The following is a 17,482-nucleotide window of genomic DNA, read 5'->3' on the forward strand; positions in this document are numbered from 1 at the left end:
ATGCCGAGAAGACCGCGGAAGAGGCGCGCCTGCTCGGGTTCGACGCCGTCGCCTGCAGTGATCTCGAAGCCACGGCCCGGGTCGCCGACATCATCTCCTGCGCGACGCTTTCGAGCGAACCGCTGGTCCATGGCGCCTGGCTGAAACCCGGCGCCCATCTTGACCTGATCGGCGCCTTCAAGCCGAGCATGCGCGAAAGCGACGACGAGGCGGTACGGCGCGCGACGATCTTCGTCGACACGCGCGCCGGCGCTATGAGTGAGGCGGGCGACATCCTGCAGCCGCTGAAGGCTGGCGTCATCACGGAGGCAGACATCAGGGGCGACCTCTTCGACCTCGCCGCCGGCCGGCACAAGGGCCGTTCGGGGGACGAGGAGATTACATTGTTCAAGTCGGTCGGAGCGGCACTCGAAGACCTTGCCGGTGCGATCCTCGCCTACGAGACTGTCATGGAGCCCCTCGTTCTCCAGGAATTGTGATGGCTGTCGTCCTGCCGCGCCTCCCCGTCACCGAAAGCCTGCCGGCGATCGCAGCCGCGCTCCAGGCCAACAACCGGTCGATTCTGTCGGCGCCACCCGGCGCCGGCAAGACGACGATTGTGCCGCTGCATCTTCTCGATCAGCCCTGGCGCGGCGACGGCCGGATCATCGTGCTCGAGCCGCGGCGGCTGGCCGCGCGGGCAGCCGCCGGCCGCATGGCAAGCCTGCTGGGAGAGGGCGTCGGCGAGACGGTGGGCTATCGTATGCGTCTCGATAACCGCATATCGTCACGGACGCGCATCGAGGTGGTCACCGAGGGCGTGTTTGCCCGGATGATCCTCGAAGATCCGGAGCTTCCCGGCATTGCCGCCGTGCTGTTCGACGAGTTCCACGAACGCTCGCTTGACGCCGACTTCGGCCTGGCGCTGGCGCTTGACGCGCAATCGGTCCTCAGGCCGGACCTGCGCATCCTGGTCATGTCGGCGACGCTCGACATCGACCGGATAGCCGCCCTGCTCGGCGATGCTCCGATCATTCGCAGCGAGGGGCGGAGTTTTCCGATCGACATCCGTTATCGCGATCGGCCGGGCGGGGAACGCATCGAGGATACGGTGACATCGGCCATCCTGCAGGCGCATGCGACCGAGAGTGGATCGATCCTCGCCTTCCTTCCCGGACAGGCGGAAATCCGCCGGGTCGCAGAGCGGATGGAAGGGCGTCTCGACGCCGATACCTTGATCGCGCCGCTCTACGGCAATCTCAGCCAGAAGGAACAGGATGCGGCCATCCGCCCGGCGCCGGCCGGAAAACGCAAGGTCGTGCTCGCAACCTCCATCGCCGAAACATCGATCACGATCGACGGCGTTCGGGTGGTGATCGACAGCGGGCTGCAGCGCCTGCCGGTCTTCGAGCCATCGACCGGGATCACCCGCCTGGAGACGGTTCGGGTGTCGCGCGCTTCGGCCGACCAACGGGCCGGGCGCGCGGGGAGAACCGAGCCCGGCATCGCCATTCGCCTCTGGCACGCGGGCCAGACGGCGGCGCTTCCGGCCTTTACCCCGCCGGAAATGTTGTCCGGCGACTTGTCCAACCTGGTCCTCGACATGGCGCATTGGGGCGTGCTCGATCCACAAGCCCTGTCTTTCATCGATGCGCCTCCGGCCGCCGCGTGGAACGAGGCGCGTGCGCTACTTCGGCTGATCGGGGCGCTGGACCCATCCGGCGCGATGACCGCGAGAGGTCGCCGCATGCGTGACCTCGGCCTTCCTGTCCGGCTTTCCGCCATGGTGCTGGCCGGTGCGGACGAGGGCGCAGCCAGGCCGGCGGCCGAAATCGCCGTGCTGCTGACCGAACAGGGGCTCGGCGGCACGGGCATCGACATCGACGAACGGCTGCGCCTTTTCCGCCAGGACCGCGGCGACCGCGCCGTTTCGGCCCGAAAGCTCGCCCAGCGGCTCGCCTCTGGAGTCACTCAAGCGAAAGGTTCGACATCCTCTTTGACCGCCGCCTCCCCAACCGCAGGGCAATTGCTGCTGCATGCCTATCCCGACCGGATCGCGCTCAGGCGCGGCGGGCGAGGCCGCTTCGTGATGGCCAATGGCCGCGGTGCCGAAATCCCGGAGACCGAGCGGCTGGCAGGCGCCGACATGCTGGTGATTGCCGACCTGACCGGCCGCGCGGCGCAGGGCCGCGTGCTTGCGGCAGCGGAGATCCAGCGCGGGCAAATCGAGGTCACGCTTCCCGATGCCATCCAGCGCGGCGACGAGTGCTTCTTCGACCTTGCAAGCCGGCAGGTCCGCGCGCGGCGGATCACCCGTCTCGGTGCCATCGTACTAGACGAAACGCCCCTGGCGCGACCGACAGGCCCTGCCGCGGCCGCAGCACTCGCCGAGGGTGTGCGGCAGGTCGGGATCGGTGCCCTGCCCTTTTCCAAGGCTGCCGAGCAGTTGCGCCAGCGGGTCGGTTTTCTTCACCGCACGATCGGCCCACCCTGGCCGGACATGTCGGATGCGGCACTCCTCGAGACCCTCGAGGAATGGTTCACGCCCTATCAGTCCAATGCGCGTGGGCTTGACGACCTGTCGCCCGGCACGCTGTTCGACGGCCTGATGGCGCTGGTGCCCTATGGTTTGCAACGCGATCTCGACCGGCTGGCGCCCACCCATTTCACCGCTCCCACGGGCCAGAACCACCCTATCCGCTATGACGGAACAGAGCCCGTGCTTGCAATCCGCGTGCAGGAACTGTTCGGCCTCAAGACCCATCCGGCGATCGGCGGGGGCAAAATGCCGCTGGTGCTGGAGTTGACCTCACCAGCACACAGGCCCATCCAGACGACGCGCGACCTGCCCGGTTTCTGGGCCGGTTCCTGGAAAGACGTGCGGGCCGACATGCGGGGACGCTATCCGAAGCATCCATGGCCGGAGAATCCGGCTGAAGCCTTGCCGACGACCCGCGCCAAGCCGCGCGGCACCTGACATGACAGCATCAAGGAGGCTGAAGGGATGACCACACCGGACACGGCAATGCCATTCGGGCCATCAAGCCGGAGACTGCGCTTGCAGACTCTGGTTCGGCTGCGTTGGCTTGCGGTCGCAGGACAAGGCGTGACCGTGCTCATCGTCGCATTCGGGTTGAATTTCCCCTTGCCGCTCCTCACCTGCGCCGTGCTGATCGGAGCGCTGGCGGTCGCCAACTTCCTGCTTTCCGTTTGGTTTCCGCCGACCTATCGGCTCGAACCGATTGCGGCCTTTGCGGTGCTCGGCCTCGACCTCCTACAACTTGGAGCCTTGCTGTTTATCACCGGGGGTCTGGCCAATCCTTTTGCCCCGCTGATCTGCGTGCCTGTCATCATATCCTTTGCCTCGCAGCCGCTGCGGCATGCGCTAGCGCTCTTTGCGCTGGCCATGATGCTGATTTCGGCTCTCCCCTTCTCGCCCTATCCGCTTCCCTGGTACGCGGGCGACGCCCCGACACTCCAGCCGGTGATGCAGTTGGGCGTGTGGTTCGCCATCGCCTCGATGATGGCCTTTGCCGCGTTCTATGCCTACCGTGTTTCTCAGGAAGCCACGCTGCTTGCCGATGCGCTGTCGGCAACCGAGCTGGTTCTGCAACGGGAAAAGCATCTTTCACAGCTCGACGGGCTTGCCGCCGCCGCCGCACACGAGCTCGGGACGCCGCTGGCCACCATCAGCCTGGTGGCCAAGGAGATGGAGCGCGAACTCGGCAACGACGAACGATTCGGCGAGGACATCCAGCTCCTGCGCAGCCAGAGCGAGCGATGCCGCGACATCCTGAAACGCATCGCGACACTACCCTCCGAGAGCGAGGAGCACATGCGTCACCTGCCGCTCTCCTCGCTCATCGAGGACGTGCTGGCGCCGCATCGCGAATTCGGCATCAAGCTGGAACTGATCGAAAAGTCGGAGCGCGCCAAGGAACCCGTCGGCATCCGCAATGCTGCCATCCTCTACGGCCTTGGCAATCTGGTCGAGAACGCCGTCGATTTTGCCCGTGAAAAGGTCACGGTGACTGTGGAGCACGATGCGTCCAGGGTGGCGATCACCATCGAGGACGACGGCATCGGCTATTCGCCGGACGTGCTGCAGCGCATCGGCGAACCCTATGTGACGAATCGCCATCGCGACGACAAGGCGGGCGGCCTGGGGCTCGGCCTGTTCATCGCCAAGACGCTGCTCGAGCGCTCCGGGGCACGGCTGCGCTTTGAAAACCGCGGAGCGGAACGGCCGGGTGCCAGGGTCGAGATCGTCTGGCCACGGCATCGGATGGAAGCCTGAATACGGCAAAATGACTTTACCGCCTGGCCAATACTGGCCATAACCACACAGTGACGCTCAAGATCGCCCCGCAGGAATGCTCAGTCATGACAGAAAATACTCCGTCCGACCTCTCGCGCGCACCCGGCGAGGGCGTATTGGGCCCGAACCCGACCCTGCTGATCGTTGACGACGACGCCCCCTTTCTGCGGCGCCTGGCGCGCGCCATGGAATCGCGGGGCTTTGCCGTGGAGATGGCCGCTTCGGTCGCCGAGGGAATCGCCAAGGCGAAGGCAGCACCACCGAAATATGCGGTGGTCGACCTGCGGCTCGGTGACGGCAATGGCCTCGATGTCATCGAGGTGATCCGCCAGCAGAAATCCGATACCCATATCGTCGTGCTGACCGGCTACGGCAATATCGCCACGGCGGTGACCGCCGTGAAGCTCGGCGCGCTCGACTATCTGGCCAAGCCCGCCGATGCCGACGAGATCTTTCTGGCGCTGACCCAGCGACCGGGTGAAAAGGCCGAGGTGCCCGAAAATCCGATGTCGGCCGACCGGGTCCGGTGGGAGCATATCCAGCGCGTGTTCGAAAGCTGCGACCGCAACGTCTCCGAGACGGCGCGCCGGCTCAACATGCACCGCAGGACTTTGCAGCGCATTCTCGCCAAGCGCGCTCCAAGATAGGGCTTTAGTCGCGGGCCGGTGCACGCGCGGCCCATTCCGCCATCATCAGCCGCTGGGCGGCGGTGCGTGAAAAATCGAGGGTGACAGACCTGCGGGTGGCGGGTGGCAACTTGTGTTCCGGCGCCTCGCGTAGCAGATGGGCGCCGTAGCCATCCGAGAGCAGAAGGCCGCAATCCGCCGGAAAGATGTCGAGCGGCACGTCCGGATGGGTGGCGAAGAGCAGCCGGTCGCAATAGGCGCGGTAATCCGGCCATTTGCGGTCGACGCGAAAATCTTCGATCGAGGATTTTATCTCGATGATCCAGATCTCACCCCTTTCCGAAAGCCCGACCAGATCGGCACGGCGGCCGTTGGCGAGCGCCAGTTCGGGCAGCACCGCGAGCCGCATGTCATTGAGCAGGACCTGGACGCCACGGCGCACCAGCATGGCCCGCTCGGACTGGCGGCCATCGATTAATGGATTGTTTACCGCGATAGAGAGAATCGTCATGAATCATGTCCAAGGAAGCAGATCCGCATGTTGCAAAAAAACCATGTGCGGTCATTTTGCAGCGCCGGAGTGACCGGGTGGCTGCCCGCCACTTGCCAAGGCGCTTTTAATCAAAAATAAACCATAATCAAAGATGGTCGAGATCACCATCTCCCAGCCCGAATGAACGAGTTTTTCCCATGCGCCTCCGCAATGCTTTGACTGTGATCGGCCTCGTCGCGACGATCGGCCTCACCGGTTGCACGACCACGACTGATACCGCATCCGGCACGCCCGCAAAGGCCGAAACCACAACCGCCAAGATCTTCACCAATTCCTACGGGGCTGTCACGGACGCGGGCTACGCGCTACCGGCGATCCCGATCAATAAGGTCAACCAAAAGTTCCATCGTCAGATCGTCTCCTACCAGACGAAGGAACGGCCGGGCACGATCGTCGTCAATACGCGCGAGCGCTTCCTCTATTACGTTCTGCCGAACGGCAAGGCTGTTCGCTACGGCATCGGCGTCGGCAAGCAGGGGTTTGCCTGGCAGGGCGAAGCCTATGTCGCCTGGAAACAGGAATGGCCGACCTGGCATCCGCCGAAGGAAATGGCCCAGCGCAAACCGGACATCGCCCAGTATGTCGAAAACGGCATGGGCCCGGGACTTCGCAATCCGCTCGGCGCACGCGCCCTCTATCTGTTCAACGAGAAGGGCCAGGACACGCTCTTCCGCCTGCACGGCACGCCGGAATGGGCCTCGATCGGCACCGCCGCCTCGTCGGGCTGCATCCGCCTGATGAACCAGGACATCATCGACCTCTACAGCCGCGTCCGTCCGGGCAAGGGCGCCCGCGTCGTCGTCCAGCAGTAAGCGCTTCGAAGCGTTCCCATGCAAAAAGCCGCCGGATCGCTCCGGCGGCTTTTTCGTTTGCGCTTTGCTCGGCTCAGCCTGCGAGGCTGGCCTTCAGTTCGAGGCGGCGGCGATGCAGAACCGGCTCGGTATAGCCGTTCGGCTGTTCGCGGCCCTTCAGCACCAGGTCGAGCGCGGCCTTGAAGGCGATCGAGCCGTCGAAATTGCCGGCCATCGGCCGATAGGCGGGATCGCCCGCGTTCTGGCCGTCGACGACGACGGCCATCCGCTTCATCGTCTCGAGGATCTGCGCCTCGGTGACAACGCCGTGATGGAGCCAGTTGGCCATGTGCTGGGCGGAGATGCGCAGCGTCGCGCGGTCTTCCATCAGGCCGACATTATTGATGTCGGGAACCTTGGAGCAGCCGACCCCCTGGTCGATCCAGCGCACGACGTAGCCGAGAATGCCCTGGGCATTGTTGTCGAGTTCGCGCTGGATTTCTTCAGGCGTCCAGTTCGGGCGCACTGCCACCGGCACCGACAGGATGTCACGCAGATTGGCGCGCGGGCGGCTCTTCAGGCCCGCCTGGACGTCCGCAACATTGACCCGGTGGTAGTGCGTGGCATGCAGGGTCGCAGCCGTCGGTGACGGAACCCAGGCGGTGTTCGCCCCAGCCTTCGGATGGGCGATCTTCTGTTCCAGCATAGCCGCCATCAAGTCGGGCATGGCCCACATGCCCTTGCCGATCTGGGCATGACCAGACAGGCCACATTCCAGGCCGATGTCGACGTTCCAGTTCTCATAGGCCGCGATCCAGGCCGCCTGCTTCATGTCGCCCTTGCGGATCATCGGGCCGGCTTCCATCGAAGTGTGGATCTCGTCACCGGTGCGGTCGAGGAAGCCGGTGTTGATGAACACCACGCGCTCCTTGGCGGCGCGGATGCATTCCTTGAGGTTGACCGTCGTGCGGCGCTCCTCGTCCATGATGCCCATCTTGATTGTATTCGGTGCCATGCCGATCAGGGCCTCGACGCGCGAGAAGATCTCGCAGGCGAAGGCGACCTCTTCCGGACCGTGCATCTTGGGCTTGACGACATACATAGAGCCGTTGCGCGAATTGGCGCGTCGGCCGTTCGCGCCGATATCGTGCAGGGCGATCAGCGCGGTGACCGCAGCGTCCATGATGCCTTCCGGTACCTCGTTGCCGTCCCGGTCGAGCACGGCCGAGTTGGTCATCAGGTGGCCGACATTGCGCACCAGCATCAGCGAACGGCCGTGCAGCGTGAGGGTCGAACCGTCCGGCTTGGTGTATGTACGGTCTGCGTTCAGCGCACGAGTAAACGCCTTGCCGCCCTTCGAGACCTCCTCGGTCAGGTCGCCCTTCATCAGGCCGAGCCAGTTGCCATAGACGACGACCTTGTCTTCGGCATCGACGGCGGCGACCGAATCCTCGCAGTCCATGATCGTCGTGATCGCCAATTCGAGCCAGATGTCGTTGATATGCGCCGGATCGGTCTTGCCGATCATGCCGTTCGCATCGATGACGATCTCGGTGTGCAGGTTGTTCTTGACCAGCAGGACCGTCTCCGGCTGGTGGGCAGCGCCGTGATAGCCGGCAAGCTGCGCCGGGTCGGAGAGGCCGGTGACGCCACCATCGGACAGCGTGACGAACAGCGCGCCCTTGTCGATCGACAGGCCGGCGACATTGCTCCAGCTACCGGCGGCAAGCGGCGCCGAATCATCCAGCAGCTGCCGACCCCAGGCGATGACCTTGGCGCCGCGGACGGGATTGTAGCCCTTACCCTTTTCGGCGCCGTCGGTTTCGGCGATCGCATCCGTCCCGTAGAGCGCGTCATAGAGCGAACCCCAACGGGCATTCGCCGCGTTCAGAGCATAGCGTGCGTTCATGACCGGAACGACGAGCTGCGGCCCGGCGATCCGGGTGATCTCGGCATCGACATTGGAGGTGGAAACCTTGACCTCGCCGCCTTCCGGCAGGAGATAGCCGATCTCGCGCAGGAAAGCCTCGTAGGCATCCATGTCGATCGGCGCGCCATTCTGCTTGTGCCAGGCGTCGATCTTGGCCTGCATCTCGTCGCGCTTGGCCAAAAGCGTCCGGTTCTTCGGCGCGAGGTCGTGCACGATGGCCGACAAGCCCTTGAAATATATCTCCGGGTCGACCCCGGTTCCCGGCAATGCCTTGTCGATCAGGAACTGGTGAAGTTCGGTGTCGATGGAAAGTCCGTGGCTCTCGATCCGGCTCATGGCCCTGTCTCCTCGCAAATCTGGCTCTAGCTTTCGTGGTGAGACTTTGATCTGTTCTGATTGATTGTCAATCGAGCACAAATTACAAAGATTTGTGCCGGATTGGAAATTATTCTCCGTGGGCCAGGCGCGGCCTGCCGCTCGCCGTGGCGATGAAACGCGCTTCGATGAGCTTGCGGCTGCCGTCGATCTCGGGCGCATCGATCTCCTCGGCGAGGGCCAGCACCGCATCGACGGCGCCATTCTGCCGGGCATGTTCGAGCGCCCCTTGGCTTGCCCTTTCGCGCGCAGCCTCGAATGCCATTTCCTCGTCGGTGAATCGGCGGCCATCTCCGGCGCCGGACAGCATGAAGATGCCGTCCTCCGGCGCGGTGACGAAGACGGTGACGGTGGCACGGACCCGCCCCACCACCGCGCCGACCGCATTGGCGACATCCGCATCCGCCGGGACTTCGCAGGCCACCGACAGCATGTCGCCGATTGCCGGATAGTAGACCGGGGCCGAGGCGCCGAGCCCGACCAGCGGACGGTCGAGCGACAGGGCGAAGCGCACGATGCCGGCCTCACGCCGCAGCGCATGGTCGATCAGCAGCGAGCGGGCCGGATCGACATCGGCCATCCCGGCCTCGGGAAGGACGGCCGAGAGAATAACCTCCGCCGACTGGCGCGTCAGCCGGTCGACGATCCGCCTGCCAAGGTCCTCCGACGAGGTGGAAATCGGCTGGCCGGCGCCATTCCTGCGGCGCATCGCGAGCCTCAGCCCCAGATCCGCCGCCTCCCGATTCCACTGGCCCTGCCGGCCGAGCACATGCATGGCGTCCGAGGGCGTGATGCCACAGATATGCACGAGCCCGCGCGCCACCAGCCGATCAAGCGTCGCCAGCTGCGACGTTGCCGTCATCAGTTGATCAAGCGCCACGGGCTCCGATCCGATGCGAGCGAACAGCGCCGCTTCCTGCGGTGCCAGGCCGGCAGCCAGATGATCCGGCACGCCGGTGCGGACCGCAAGGCGCCCGTCGTGGCGCCCCATATGGGCCGCGCCCAGCTGCCGTTCGAGAACGTCGATGACCGCCTTTCCATGCAGGGTCGCCGCAAGGCTAAGCGGCAACAGCCGCCGGGGCCCGAGATCGATCCGCGCATTCATGCTGCGGTCGTCGATCCTTACCTCCGAATCACCGCCGAGGCCATAGGTGCGCATGGCCACCGCCTCGACCATGGTGCGGTATCCGCCGACCACGGCACCGTCCGCGTCAAGGCGTGGGCGTCCGTCCTCGAGGATCGCCACATCGGTGGTCGTACCACCAATGTCGGAGACGACGGCATTGGCAAGTCCGGTCAGATGGCGCGCGCCGACCAGGCTTGCCGCGGGCCCTGAAAGGATCGTCTCGATTGGTCTCAGCCGCGCCTCCGCCGCGGAGATCAGCGCACCATCGCCGCGCACAACCATTAGCGGCGCAACGATGCCGCGCCTCGCCAGGAAGTCCTCGCAGGCACCGACAAGCCGGTCGATCATCGATACCAGGCGGGCATTGAGCAGCGTGGTGAGCGCCCGGCGCGGACCGCCGAGCTTGGACGACAGCTCGTGGCTGCAGGTCACCGGCAGGGGGCAATGAGCGCGGATGAAATCCCGCACCCGGATTTCATGAGCCGGATTGCGCACGGCGAAATAGCCGGCAATGGCGAAGGACGAGACCTTTTCGCTCAGTTCAGGCAGAGCTTTTTCGAGGGGAGAGAGATCGAGCGGCGTCTCGGTGCCGTGCACATCATGACCGCCGGTGAGATAAATCACGGGATCGGAGCCGAGCGCATCGGCCAGACCGTCGCGCTTCAGGTCGTCGGGGCCAAAGCCGATCATGACGAGGCCGGCGCGTCCGCCCTGCCCTTCGACCAACGCATTGGTGGCAAGCGTCGTCGACAACGCCACCAGACCGATCGCCTCGACCGGGACGCCGGAGGTCTGGATGACCTTTTCCAGCGCTTCCGCAATGCCGATCGCCAGATCATGGCGCGTCGTCAGCGCCTTGGCCTTGGTGAGGATACCTTGTGTTTCGCTGTAGAGCACGGCGTCGGTATAGGTTCCGCCGGTATCGATGCCCAACAGGTAATGAAGTGTCACGCCAACTGCCCCGGTGGTTCAAGAGGATTTGCACGTAAGTGGATCAAGCCCTTATCGCACGGGCAAATGCCGCCGCAATAGCTGACAAACGGCAAATCATGGCCGCGAAACCGCAGCCCGCTCGGTGACACGCATCGGCAGACCGCCGGCCGGCTGCACCGTCAGCTTCTGCACTGGCCAGGGCCGAGTTTCATCAGTCATGTCGAAGCGATAGTGCCGCATCAGGACGGCGAGCGCGATGACGGCCTCCTGCAGGGCGAAGGTCGCGCCGATGCAGACCCGTGCCCCGGCGCCGAACGGCAGATATTGGAAACGGCCGATCCTTTCGCGGTTTTCAGGCAGGAAACGGTTCGGATCGAAGGCGCGCGGGTTTTCCCAGTAGAGTTCATGCCGGTGCAGCGTCCAGGGCATGATGAGGATCGTCGCGCCCTTGCGGATATCGATCGCCGTGCCGTCGGGCGCCTCGAAGTGGTCGTCCGCAACGGCCTGGCGGTTGATCGACGGAGCCGGCGGATAGAGCCTCAGCGCCTCCTCGAAGGCGGCGCGCACCAGCGGCATGCGCTCCAACCAGTTCACCGGATCCGCACCGCTGTCGAGCACGGCGTCGATCTCGGCCTCCATGCGATCCCGGATGTCGGGACAGTTGGCTATGCAGAAGAAGGTCCAGGCGAGCGCCCGGGCGGTGGTCTCGTGGCCGGCGCCGATGAAGGTCAGGATATTGTCCTCGACCTCCTCGGTCGTCAGGCCCTGCGGTCCTTCGACCTCGAGCAGCAGGGTGAGGAAATCGCGGGGCGCCGATTGCGGGTCCCGCGCGATCGCCGCCTTGCGCTTTTCCATGGTCGACCGGACCAGCGCGCGAAACTTGCGCAGCACGCCATGGCCACGCAGCCGGGCGAGCCGGGGAATCCACCCCGGAGCCGCCAGCATGTCGAGCGGATCGATGCGCCCCATATGGTGCAACAGCGCATCGACATCGCCGGCGACGTCATCGCCGTCGGTGGCAATCTCGCCGGAAAACAGCGTCTCGGAGAGGATGAGATAGGTGAGCCCGGTCATGTCGGCGGCGATGTCGCGCACCGTCCCTCGCGCATGGTCAGTCGCGTAGCGCGCGGCGAATTCCTCGCTCTTGTCCAGCATCTGGCGGGCAAAGCCGCGCGCATGGCGCGGGGTGAAGACGGGCGCCATCGCCTTGCGCGAGCGCTTCCATACGTCTCCCTCGGCGGTCAGCAGCCCGTCGCGCAGGATCGGACGCAAGACCAGCTGGCGTACCTTGTCCATCACGTAGTTGCTCGAATTGTCCACCAGCACGTGGCGGATCAGACCGGGATCGTTGACGATCACGGTGGTGCGGCCAAAGAACCGGGTCTCGATCCAGGGCAAGGTATAGGAAGGCACGCCCCAGAAGCTCGAGCGGGTTGCGCAAGACAGTGCGAATGATCTCGAGCCGAGACGGCGGTATGGGACGTGGCAGGGGTGCCGGCGGCTCGAATTGGTTGGGGTTGTCGATACCTTCCATGCCTCCGCTCCGGCTGTGGCTCGCCCAGCCCCGCGCGGACTAGAACAGGCCCTTGAGTTCATCCAGTCGGTCGTTGACCAACCACCCGTAGTAGTTCTCCTGCGGCCAGACGGGTGACCCAGCACCCGCGTTCCGCGCGGCAAGCACTCTCGCTCGCTGCAGCGAATTGCCGACGTTGAACAGAGTCGCCGTCACACCGGGATTTTTCGAAATGTCCATGCCAGCGACCGTGCTGTAGTCGTCGATCGCCTTACACAAGACACCCGCCATGAATGCGAGCGAAATGTCGGGATCCATGATCGCCTTGTAGACGCCGGCCGCGTCGTTCTCATCCAGTCTTGCGATGCCCGATTTCTGCGATACCAGATCCGAGACCATCAAGGCTGTCAGTGGATTGATCTGTCCGAGGCCAAAGGTCTGGCCCGCATAGAAGGGCTGGAAGAACACGGCGCTGAAGCGGTTGTTGGGATAGGATTTTCCCTCGACGCTGCGGCCGCGGAACTTGTCTTCCCAGACATCCTCGCGACAGGACCACAGCTTGTAGGAATCCTTCATCCCGGCGCATTCGGAAAATTCCGGGCGGGCGATAAAATCGGCAATCCGCTCGCCGTCATAGGCGAAACGGAAGCTGTTGCCGGCATAGGCTGCCGCCTTCACATAATAGCTCTGAAGACTGTCATAGGCATCGACGTTGAAGGTATGCTCGCCGACGATCGCGCCGACCATATGGATCGGATCGATGCCGTAGATCGCCGCCGTCTTCTTGATCTTCGACCGCAGCCGATCGTCGGAGGCCAGAAGATCGCGCACCTTCTCGTATTTCAGGTCGAACGTTGTCTTTCCGGCCTGAGTGCGCCGCACGGAAGCACCAGGGATCGAAGGCTGTTCAGCATTACGGTTGCCTTCAGGCACGACACGGAGAGGTCCCGCGTTCACGCCTGCCGGCGCAAGAACGAGCAGCGCCAGAAAGAATGCCCCAGTAATTCGACCCACGATACCATCACTCCAAGTTTTCAATAGGCAATTTGCTTCTCGGCTGCCACCCATACAGAAGCAAGGCCGTGATTGTCGATGTTGCCCTGCGTCACATTTGCGGCATTCCTTCGACGAAGGCCGCAATTTCTACTTGGCGCTACAGGATATAGCGCGACAGGTCGGCATCGGCGGCAATCTCGCCGACATGTTCGGCCACATAGGCCGAATCGATCATGACCTTCGAACCGCCGCGATCGGGCGCGTTGAACGAGATATCGTCCAGCACGCGTTCCATTACGGTTTGCAGGCGTCGTGCACCGATGTTCTCGACCGAGGTATTGAGCTTGACCGCAACATCGGCCAGCGCATCGATCGCATCTTCGGTAAAGTCGAGATCGAGTTCCTCCGTCGCCATCAGCGCCTTGTACTGGCGGATAAGGCTCGCCTCGGTCTCGGTCAGGATGCGGCGGAAGTCCTCCTTGGTGAGTGGCTTCAGCTCGACGCGGATCGGTAGGCGGCCCTGCAGTTCGGGCAGTAGGTCCGAAGGCTTCGACACGTGGAAGGCGCCCGAGGCGATGAAGAGGATGTGGTCCGTCTTCACCGGCCCGTACTTGGTCGACACGGTGGTGCCTTCGACCAGCGGCAACAGGTCGCGCTGAACACCTTCGCGCGAAACGCCTGCCCCCATGCCACCCTCACGGGCGGCGATCTTGTCGATCTCGTCGAGGAATACGATGCCGTCGTTCTCGGCCGAGCGGACGGCCTCGCGCTGGATTACTTCGTTGTCGATCAGCTTGTCGGACTCGTCGCGGACCAGGTCGGCATAGGAAGCCTTTACCGTGGTGCGTACTTTCTTGGTGCGGCCACCCATGGCCTTGCCGAACATTTCCGACAGGTTGAGAATGCCGACATTGCCACCCGGCATTCCGGGAACCTCGAAGCCGGGCATGCTGCTGCCGCTATCGGCGATCTCGATGTCGATTTCCTTGTCGTCCATCTCGCCGGCACGCAGTTTCTTGCGGAAGCTGTCGCGGGTTGCCGGGGAGGCTGTCGCGCCGACCAGCGCATCGAGGACGCGTTCCTCGGCGCCGGCATGGGCCTTGGCCTGGACTTCGGCGCGCTTCTTCTCACGCACCAGGCCGATGCCGACCTCGACCAGATCGCGGATGATCTGTTCCACGTCGCGGCCGACATAACCGACTTCGGTGAACTTCGTCGCCTCGACCTTGATGAAGGGGGCGCCTGCAAGCTTGGCGAGGCGTCGCGAGATTTCCGTCTTGCCGACGCCGGTCGGGCCGATCATCAGGATGTTCTTCGGCATCACCTCGTCGCGCAGATCTTCGTCGAGCTGCTGGCGGCGCCACCGGTTGCGCAGCGCGATCGCCACGGCACGTTTCGCCTCGTGCTGTCCGATGATGAAGCGGTCGAGTTCGGATACGATCTCGCGGGAGAAAAAGTCGTCATGTCGCTTGTTCCAAGAGTCGGAGGAAAGGGGATCAGTTGTCGCTGTCGAGCGACTCGACCACGATATTGTCGTTGGTATAGACGCAGATCTCGGCGGCGATCGCCATGGCCTGGCGAGCGATCTCCTCCGCCGACTTGTCGCTGTCCATCAGGGCGCGGGCAGCCGCCAAGGCATAGTTGCCGCCAGAGCCGATCGCCATCGCGCCATGCTCGGGTTCGAGCACGTCGCCATTGCCGGTGATGGCAAGGGTGATGGTCTTGTCGGCGACCAGCATCATGGCCTCGAGATTGCGCAGGTACTTGTCGGTCCGCCAGTCCTTGGCGAGCTCGACGGCGGCGCGCATCAACTGGCCGGGATATTGCTCGAGCTTCTTCTCCAGGCGCTCCAGCAGCGTGAAGGCATCCGCGGTCGCGCCGGCGAAACCGGAGATCACGTCGCCCTTGCCGATCCGGCGCACCTTGCGGGCATTGCCCTTCATCACGGTCTGGCCGAGGCTGACCTGGCCATCGCCCGCCATGATGACCTTTCCGCCCTTCCGCACAGTAATAATCGTTGTCATTTACGCACCTGTTGGCCCGGCTGCCGGGCGTTCGATTGGGAACGTGAAATCGTTCGGTTGATCCCTATGTAAGTGGACCTCGCGCGAATGCAATCTTGTGACGCATCGCGGCAAAACGCGGCCTGCTTTTGCTGGATATTTAACCGACCGCCTGATAAGGAACCCCTGACCAAGGCATGGAGCTGACCCTGATGGGCGAAACAATGATCCGTCGCACGGGAAGCATTTCCCGCAAAACCAACGAAACCTCCGTTTCGGTAGCCGTCAATCTCGACGGCACCGGCGCGGCCAGGATTTCCACGGGCGTCGGCTTCTTCGATCATATGCTCGACCAGCTTTCGCGCCATTCGCTCATCGACATGGAGATCGACGTGAAGGGCGACCTGCACATCGACGATCACCATACGGTCGAAGACACCGGGATCGCAATCGGCCAGGCCATCTCGAAGGCGCTCGGCGACCGGCGCGGCATCACCCGCTACGCCTCGATCGACCTTGCCATGGACGAGACGATGACCAAGGCGGCGATCGACGTCTCGGGCCGGCCCTTCCTTGTCTGGAACGTTGCCTTCAGCGCGCCGAAGATCGGCACCTTCGACACCGAACTGGTGCGCGAGTTCTTCCAGGCGCTGGCCCAGAATGCCGGCATCACGCTGCATATCCTCAACCACTACGGCGCCAACAACCACCATATCGCCGAGACCTGCTTCAAGGCCGTGGCCCGGGCATTGCGGACAGCCGTCGAAATCGATCCGCGCCAGGCCAGCCGCGTTCCGTCGACCAAGGGCACCCTCGTCTGAGGCCTGCCCGACAGGGAGCCAAGGAAAGCAGCTTGATCATCGCTTTGCGGCGTCTCGAGGCCTTGGCCCCACGGCGTCGCGTTTAGGAAAAGGACGTTCGACGATGCGCGTGGCGATCATCGATTATGGATCCGGAAATCTCCGTTCGGCAACAAAGGCCTTCGAACGTGCGGCGCGCGAAAGCGGCGTCGATGCTGTCATCGAGCTGCACAGACAAGGCCGATCGTGTGGCCACAGCCGACCGCATCGTGCTGCCGGGTGTGGGCGCCTATGCCGACTGCCGCCGTGGGCTCGACGCCGTCCCGGGCATGCACGAGGCGATCGTCGACGTTGTCGAGAAGAAGGCCCGCCCCTTCTTCGGCATCTGCGTCGGCATGCAGCTGATGTCGAGTCGCGGCCTGGAGAAGACAATCACGCCGGGCTTCGGCTGGATAAAGGGGGACGTGGTCGAGATGACCCCGGACGATCCGAGCCTCAAGATCCCGCAGATCGGCTGGAACACGCTCGACCTTCACCAGCCGCATCCACTGTTCGACGGGATCAAGACAGGGCCGGACGGCTTGCACGCCTATTTCGTCCATTCCTATCACCTGGCCGCGGAAAACCGGGACGACGTTATCGCCACCACGGATTACGGCGGGCCGATGACCGCCTTTGTCGGTCGCGCCAACATGGTCGGCGCCCAGTTCCACCCGGAAAAGAGCCAGGCGCTCGGCCTAAAATTGATCGCCAACTTCCTTTCCTGGCAACCGTAAGTCTCCTCGAGTATCGGACATTTCAGCATGATCCTTTTTCCCGCCATCGACCTCAAGGACGGCCAGTGCGTGCGGCTCAAGCTGGGCGACATGGAGCAGGCCACCGTCTACAACACCGATCCCGGCGCCCAGGCGAAAGCCTTCGAGGACCAGGGCTTCGAATGGCTGCATGTGGTCGACCTGAACGGCGCCTTTGCCGGGACAAGCGTCAACGGGACTGCGGTCGACGCGATCCTGAAGGCGACGAAGAACCCGGTGCAGCTCGGCGGCGGCATCCGCAGCCTCGAACATATCGAAAGCTGGCTCGAGCGCGGGCTCGCCCGCGTCATCCTCGGCACGGTCGCCGTGCGCGATCCGGCGCTGGTGATCGAAGCCTGCAAGCGCTTCCCCGGCAAGATCGCCGTCGGTATCGACGCCAAGGGCGGCAAGGTCGCCGTCGAGGGCTGGGCGGAAGCTTCCGAGCTGGGCGTGATCGAGCTTGCGAAGAAGTTCGAAGGGGCCGGCGTATCGGCCATCATATTTACCGACATCGATCGTGACGGCATCCTGACCGGCATCAACTGGGAATTGACGCTTTCGCTGGCCGACGCCGTGTCCATTCCGGTGATCGCCTCGGGCGGGCTTGCCTCGATGGACGACATCCGCCGGATGCTGGAACCGGATGCGGCCAAGCTCGAAGGCGCGATCACCGGCCGCGCGCTCTATGACGGCCGCATCGACCCGGCCGAAGCCCTGGCGCTGATCCGCGCCGCCTGCGCCTGAA

At 64.0% G+C, this 17,482-nt stretch carries 13 protein-coding genes and 2 pseudogenes (1 of these 15 cut by a window edge); 8 read left to right on the plus strand and 7 right to left on the minus strand.

Annotated elements, in window-relative coordinates; genetic code table 11:
• The 4 genes from ACWPVA_RS16970 to ACWPVA_RS16985 form a co-directional block, all read left to right on the plus strand.
• A protein-coding gene (locus ACWPVA_RS16970) for an ornithine cyclodeaminase family protein (RefSeq protein ID WP_454288792.1) crosses the window boundary here: on the plus strand, positions 1-479 show its 3' end. Its footprint begins 484 nt before the window's first position; only the last 479 of its 963 coding nucleotides appear in the window; its start codon lies off the left edge, out of view; the stop codon is at positions 477-479.
• Positions 479-2,956 (plus strand): ATP-dependent helicase HrpB, encoded by a 2,478-nt coding sequence (gene hrpB / locus ACWPVA_RS16975; protein ID WP_454288793.1) that lies wholly within the window; start codon positions 479-481, stop codon positions 2,954-2,956. The genes ACWPVA_RS16970 and hrpB overlap by 1 nt, the downstream gene beginning before the upstream one ends.
• A gap of 27 nt (positions 2,957-2,983) precedes the next feature.
• The gene (locus tag ACWPVA_RS16980; protein WP_454288794.1) at positions 2,984-4,276 is read left to right on the plus strand and encodes an ActS/PrrB/RegB family redox-sensitive histidine kinase; all 1,293 of its coding nucleotides are present in this window, start codon (positions 2,984-2,986) and stop codon (positions 4,274-4,276) included.
• A gap of 86 nt (positions 4,277-4,362) precedes the next feature.
• Positions 4,363-4,944, plus strand: a complete 582-nt coding sequence (locus ACWPVA_RS16985; protein WP_454288795.1) for an ActR/PrrA/RegA family redox response regulator transcription factor — start codon at positions 4,363-4,365, stop codon at positions 4,942-4,944.
• 4 nt (positions 4,945-4,948) lie between these two features.
• Here ACWPVA_RS16985 and ACWPVA_RS16990 read toward each other — a convergent pair whose 3' ends face one another.
• Entirely contained in the window at positions 4,949-5,434 is a 486-nt protein-coding gene (locus tag ACWPVA_RS16990) for an MmcB family DNA repair protein (protein WP_454288796.1), read from the minus strand.
• A gap of 179 nt (positions 5,435-5,613) precedes the next feature.
• Here ACWPVA_RS16990 and ACWPVA_RS16995 point away from each other — a divergent pair, with 179 nt between their 5' ends.
• Entirely contained in the window at positions 5,614-6,288 is a 675-nt protein-coding gene (locus ACWPVA_RS16995) for a L,D-transpeptidase (RefSeq protein WP_454288797.1), read from the plus strand.
• Positions 6,289-6,361: 73 nt separating this feature from the next.
• Here ACWPVA_RS16995 and ACWPVA_RS17000 read toward each other — a convergent pair whose 3' ends face one another.
• The 6 genes and pseudogenes from ACWPVA_RS17000 to hslV all read right to left on the minus strand — a co-directional run bounded on the left by ACWPVA_RS17000 (position 6,362) and on the right by hslV (position 15,164).
• Positions 6,362-8,533, minus strand: a complete 2,172-nt coding sequence (locus ACWPVA_RS17000) for a malate synthase G (protein WP_454288798.1) — start codon at positions 8,531-8,533, stop codon at positions 6,362-6,364.
• A 109-nt stretch (positions 8,534-8,642) separates the two neighbouring features.
• The gene (locus ACWPVA_RS17005; protein WP_454288799.1) at positions 8,643-10,649 is read right to left on the minus strand and encodes a hydantoinase/oxoprolinase N-terminal domain-containing protein; all 2,007 of its coding nucleotides are present in this window, start codon (positions 10,647-10,649) and stop codon (positions 8,643-8,645) included.
• Between the two features lie 96 nt (positions 10,650-10,745).
• A pseudogene (locus ACWPVA_RS17010) lies at positions 10,746-12,165 on the minus strand (cytochrome P450).
• A gap of 39 nt (positions 12,166-12,204) precedes the next feature.
• Positions 12,205-13,212, minus strand: a complete 1,008-nt coding sequence (locus ACWPVA_RS17015) for a DUF1402 family protein (RefSeq protein WP_454288800.1) — start codon at positions 13,210-13,212, stop codon at positions 12,205-12,207.
• Positions 13,213-13,297: 85 nt separating this feature from the next.
• The gene (hslU, locus tag ACWPVA_RS17020) at positions 13,298-14,581 is read right to left on the minus strand and encodes an ATP-dependent protease ATPase subunit HslU (RefSeq protein ID WP_454289626.1); all 1,284 of its coding nucleotides are present in this window, start codon (positions 14,579-14,581) and stop codon (positions 13,298-13,300) included.
• Between the two features lie 55 nt (positions 14,582-14,636).
• Positions 14,637-15,164 carry an ATP-dependent protease subunit HslV gene (gene hslV / locus ACWPVA_RS17025; protein ID WP_454288801.1) on the minus strand — a complete coding sequence of 176 codons (528 nt, stop codon included), beginning with the start codon at positions 15,162-15,164 and terminating at the stop codon, positions 14,637-14,639.
• A gap of 191 nt (positions 15,165-15,355) precedes the next feature.
• Here hslV and hisB point away from each other — a divergent pair, with 191 nt between their 5' ends.
• The 3 genes and pseudogenes from hisB (at position 15,356) to hisA (ending at position 17,481) form a co-directional block, all read left to right on the plus strand.
• Entirely contained in the window at positions 15,356-15,964 is a 609-nt protein-coding gene (gene hisB, locus ACWPVA_RS17030) for an imidazoleglycerol-phosphate dehydratase HisB (RefSeq protein WP_454289627.1), read from the plus strand.
• 103 nt (positions 15,965-16,067) lie between these two features.
• A pseudogene (gene hisH / locus ACWPVA_RS17035) lies at positions 16,068-16,719 on the plus strand (imidazole glycerol phosphate synthase subunit HisH).
• Positions 16,720-16,746: 27 nt separating this feature from the next.
• Positions 16,747-17,481, plus strand: a complete 735-nt coding sequence (gene hisA, locus ACWPVA_RS17040; protein ID WP_454288802.1) for a 1-(5-phosphoribosyl)-5-[(5-phosphoribosylamino)methylideneamino]imidazole-4-carboxamide isomerase — start codon at positions 16,747-16,749, stop codon at positions 17,479-17,481.
• The last annotated feature ends 1 nt before the right edge of the window (position 17,482 follow it).

It is taken from the genome of Rhizobium arsenicireducens, assembly GCF_964021225.1.

Excerpts from the sequence above, each read along its gene's own strand:
- hisB (WP_454289627.1), top strand. The coding sequence starts at position 15,356 with ATGGGCGAAACAATGATCCGTCGCACGGGAAGCATTTCCCGCAAAACC.
- ACWPVA_RS16995 (WP_454288797.1), top strand. The coding sequence starts at position 5,614 with ATGCGCCTCCGCAATGCTTTGACTGTGATCGGCCTCGTCGCGACGATC.
- ACWPVA_RS17015 (WP_454288800.1), bottom strand. The coding sequence starts at position 13,212 with ATGGGTGGCAGCCGAGAAGCAAATTGCCTATTGAAAACTTGGAGTGAT.
- hslV (WP_454288801.1), bottom strand. The coding sequence starts at position 15,164 with ATGACAACGATTATTACTGTGCGGAAGGGCGGAAAGGTCATCATGGCG.
- hrpB (WP_454288793.1), top strand. The coding sequence starts at position 479 with ATGGCTGTCGTCCTGCCGCGCCTCCCCGTCACCGAAAGCCTGCCGGCG.
- ACWPVA_RS17000 (WP_454288798.1), bottom strand. The coding sequence starts at position 8,533 with ATGAGCCGGATCGAGAGCCACGGACTTTCCATCGACACCGAACTTCAC.
- hisA (WP_454288802.1), top strand. The coding sequence starts at position 16,747 with ATGATCCTTTTTCCCGCCATCGACCTCAAGGACGGCCAGTGCGTGCGG.
- ACWPVA_RS16990 (WP_454288796.1), bottom strand. The coding sequence starts at position 5,434 with ATGACGATTCTCTCTATCGCGGTAAACAATCCATTAATCGATGGCCGC.
- ACWPVA_RS16980 (WP_454288794.1), top strand. The coding sequence starts at position 2,984 with ATGACCACACCGGACACGGCAATGCCATTCGGGCCATCAAGCCGGAGA.
- ACWPVA_RS16985 (WP_454288795.1), top strand. The coding sequence starts at position 4,363 with ATGACAGAAAATACTCCGTCCGACCTCTCGCGCGCACCCGGCGAGGGC.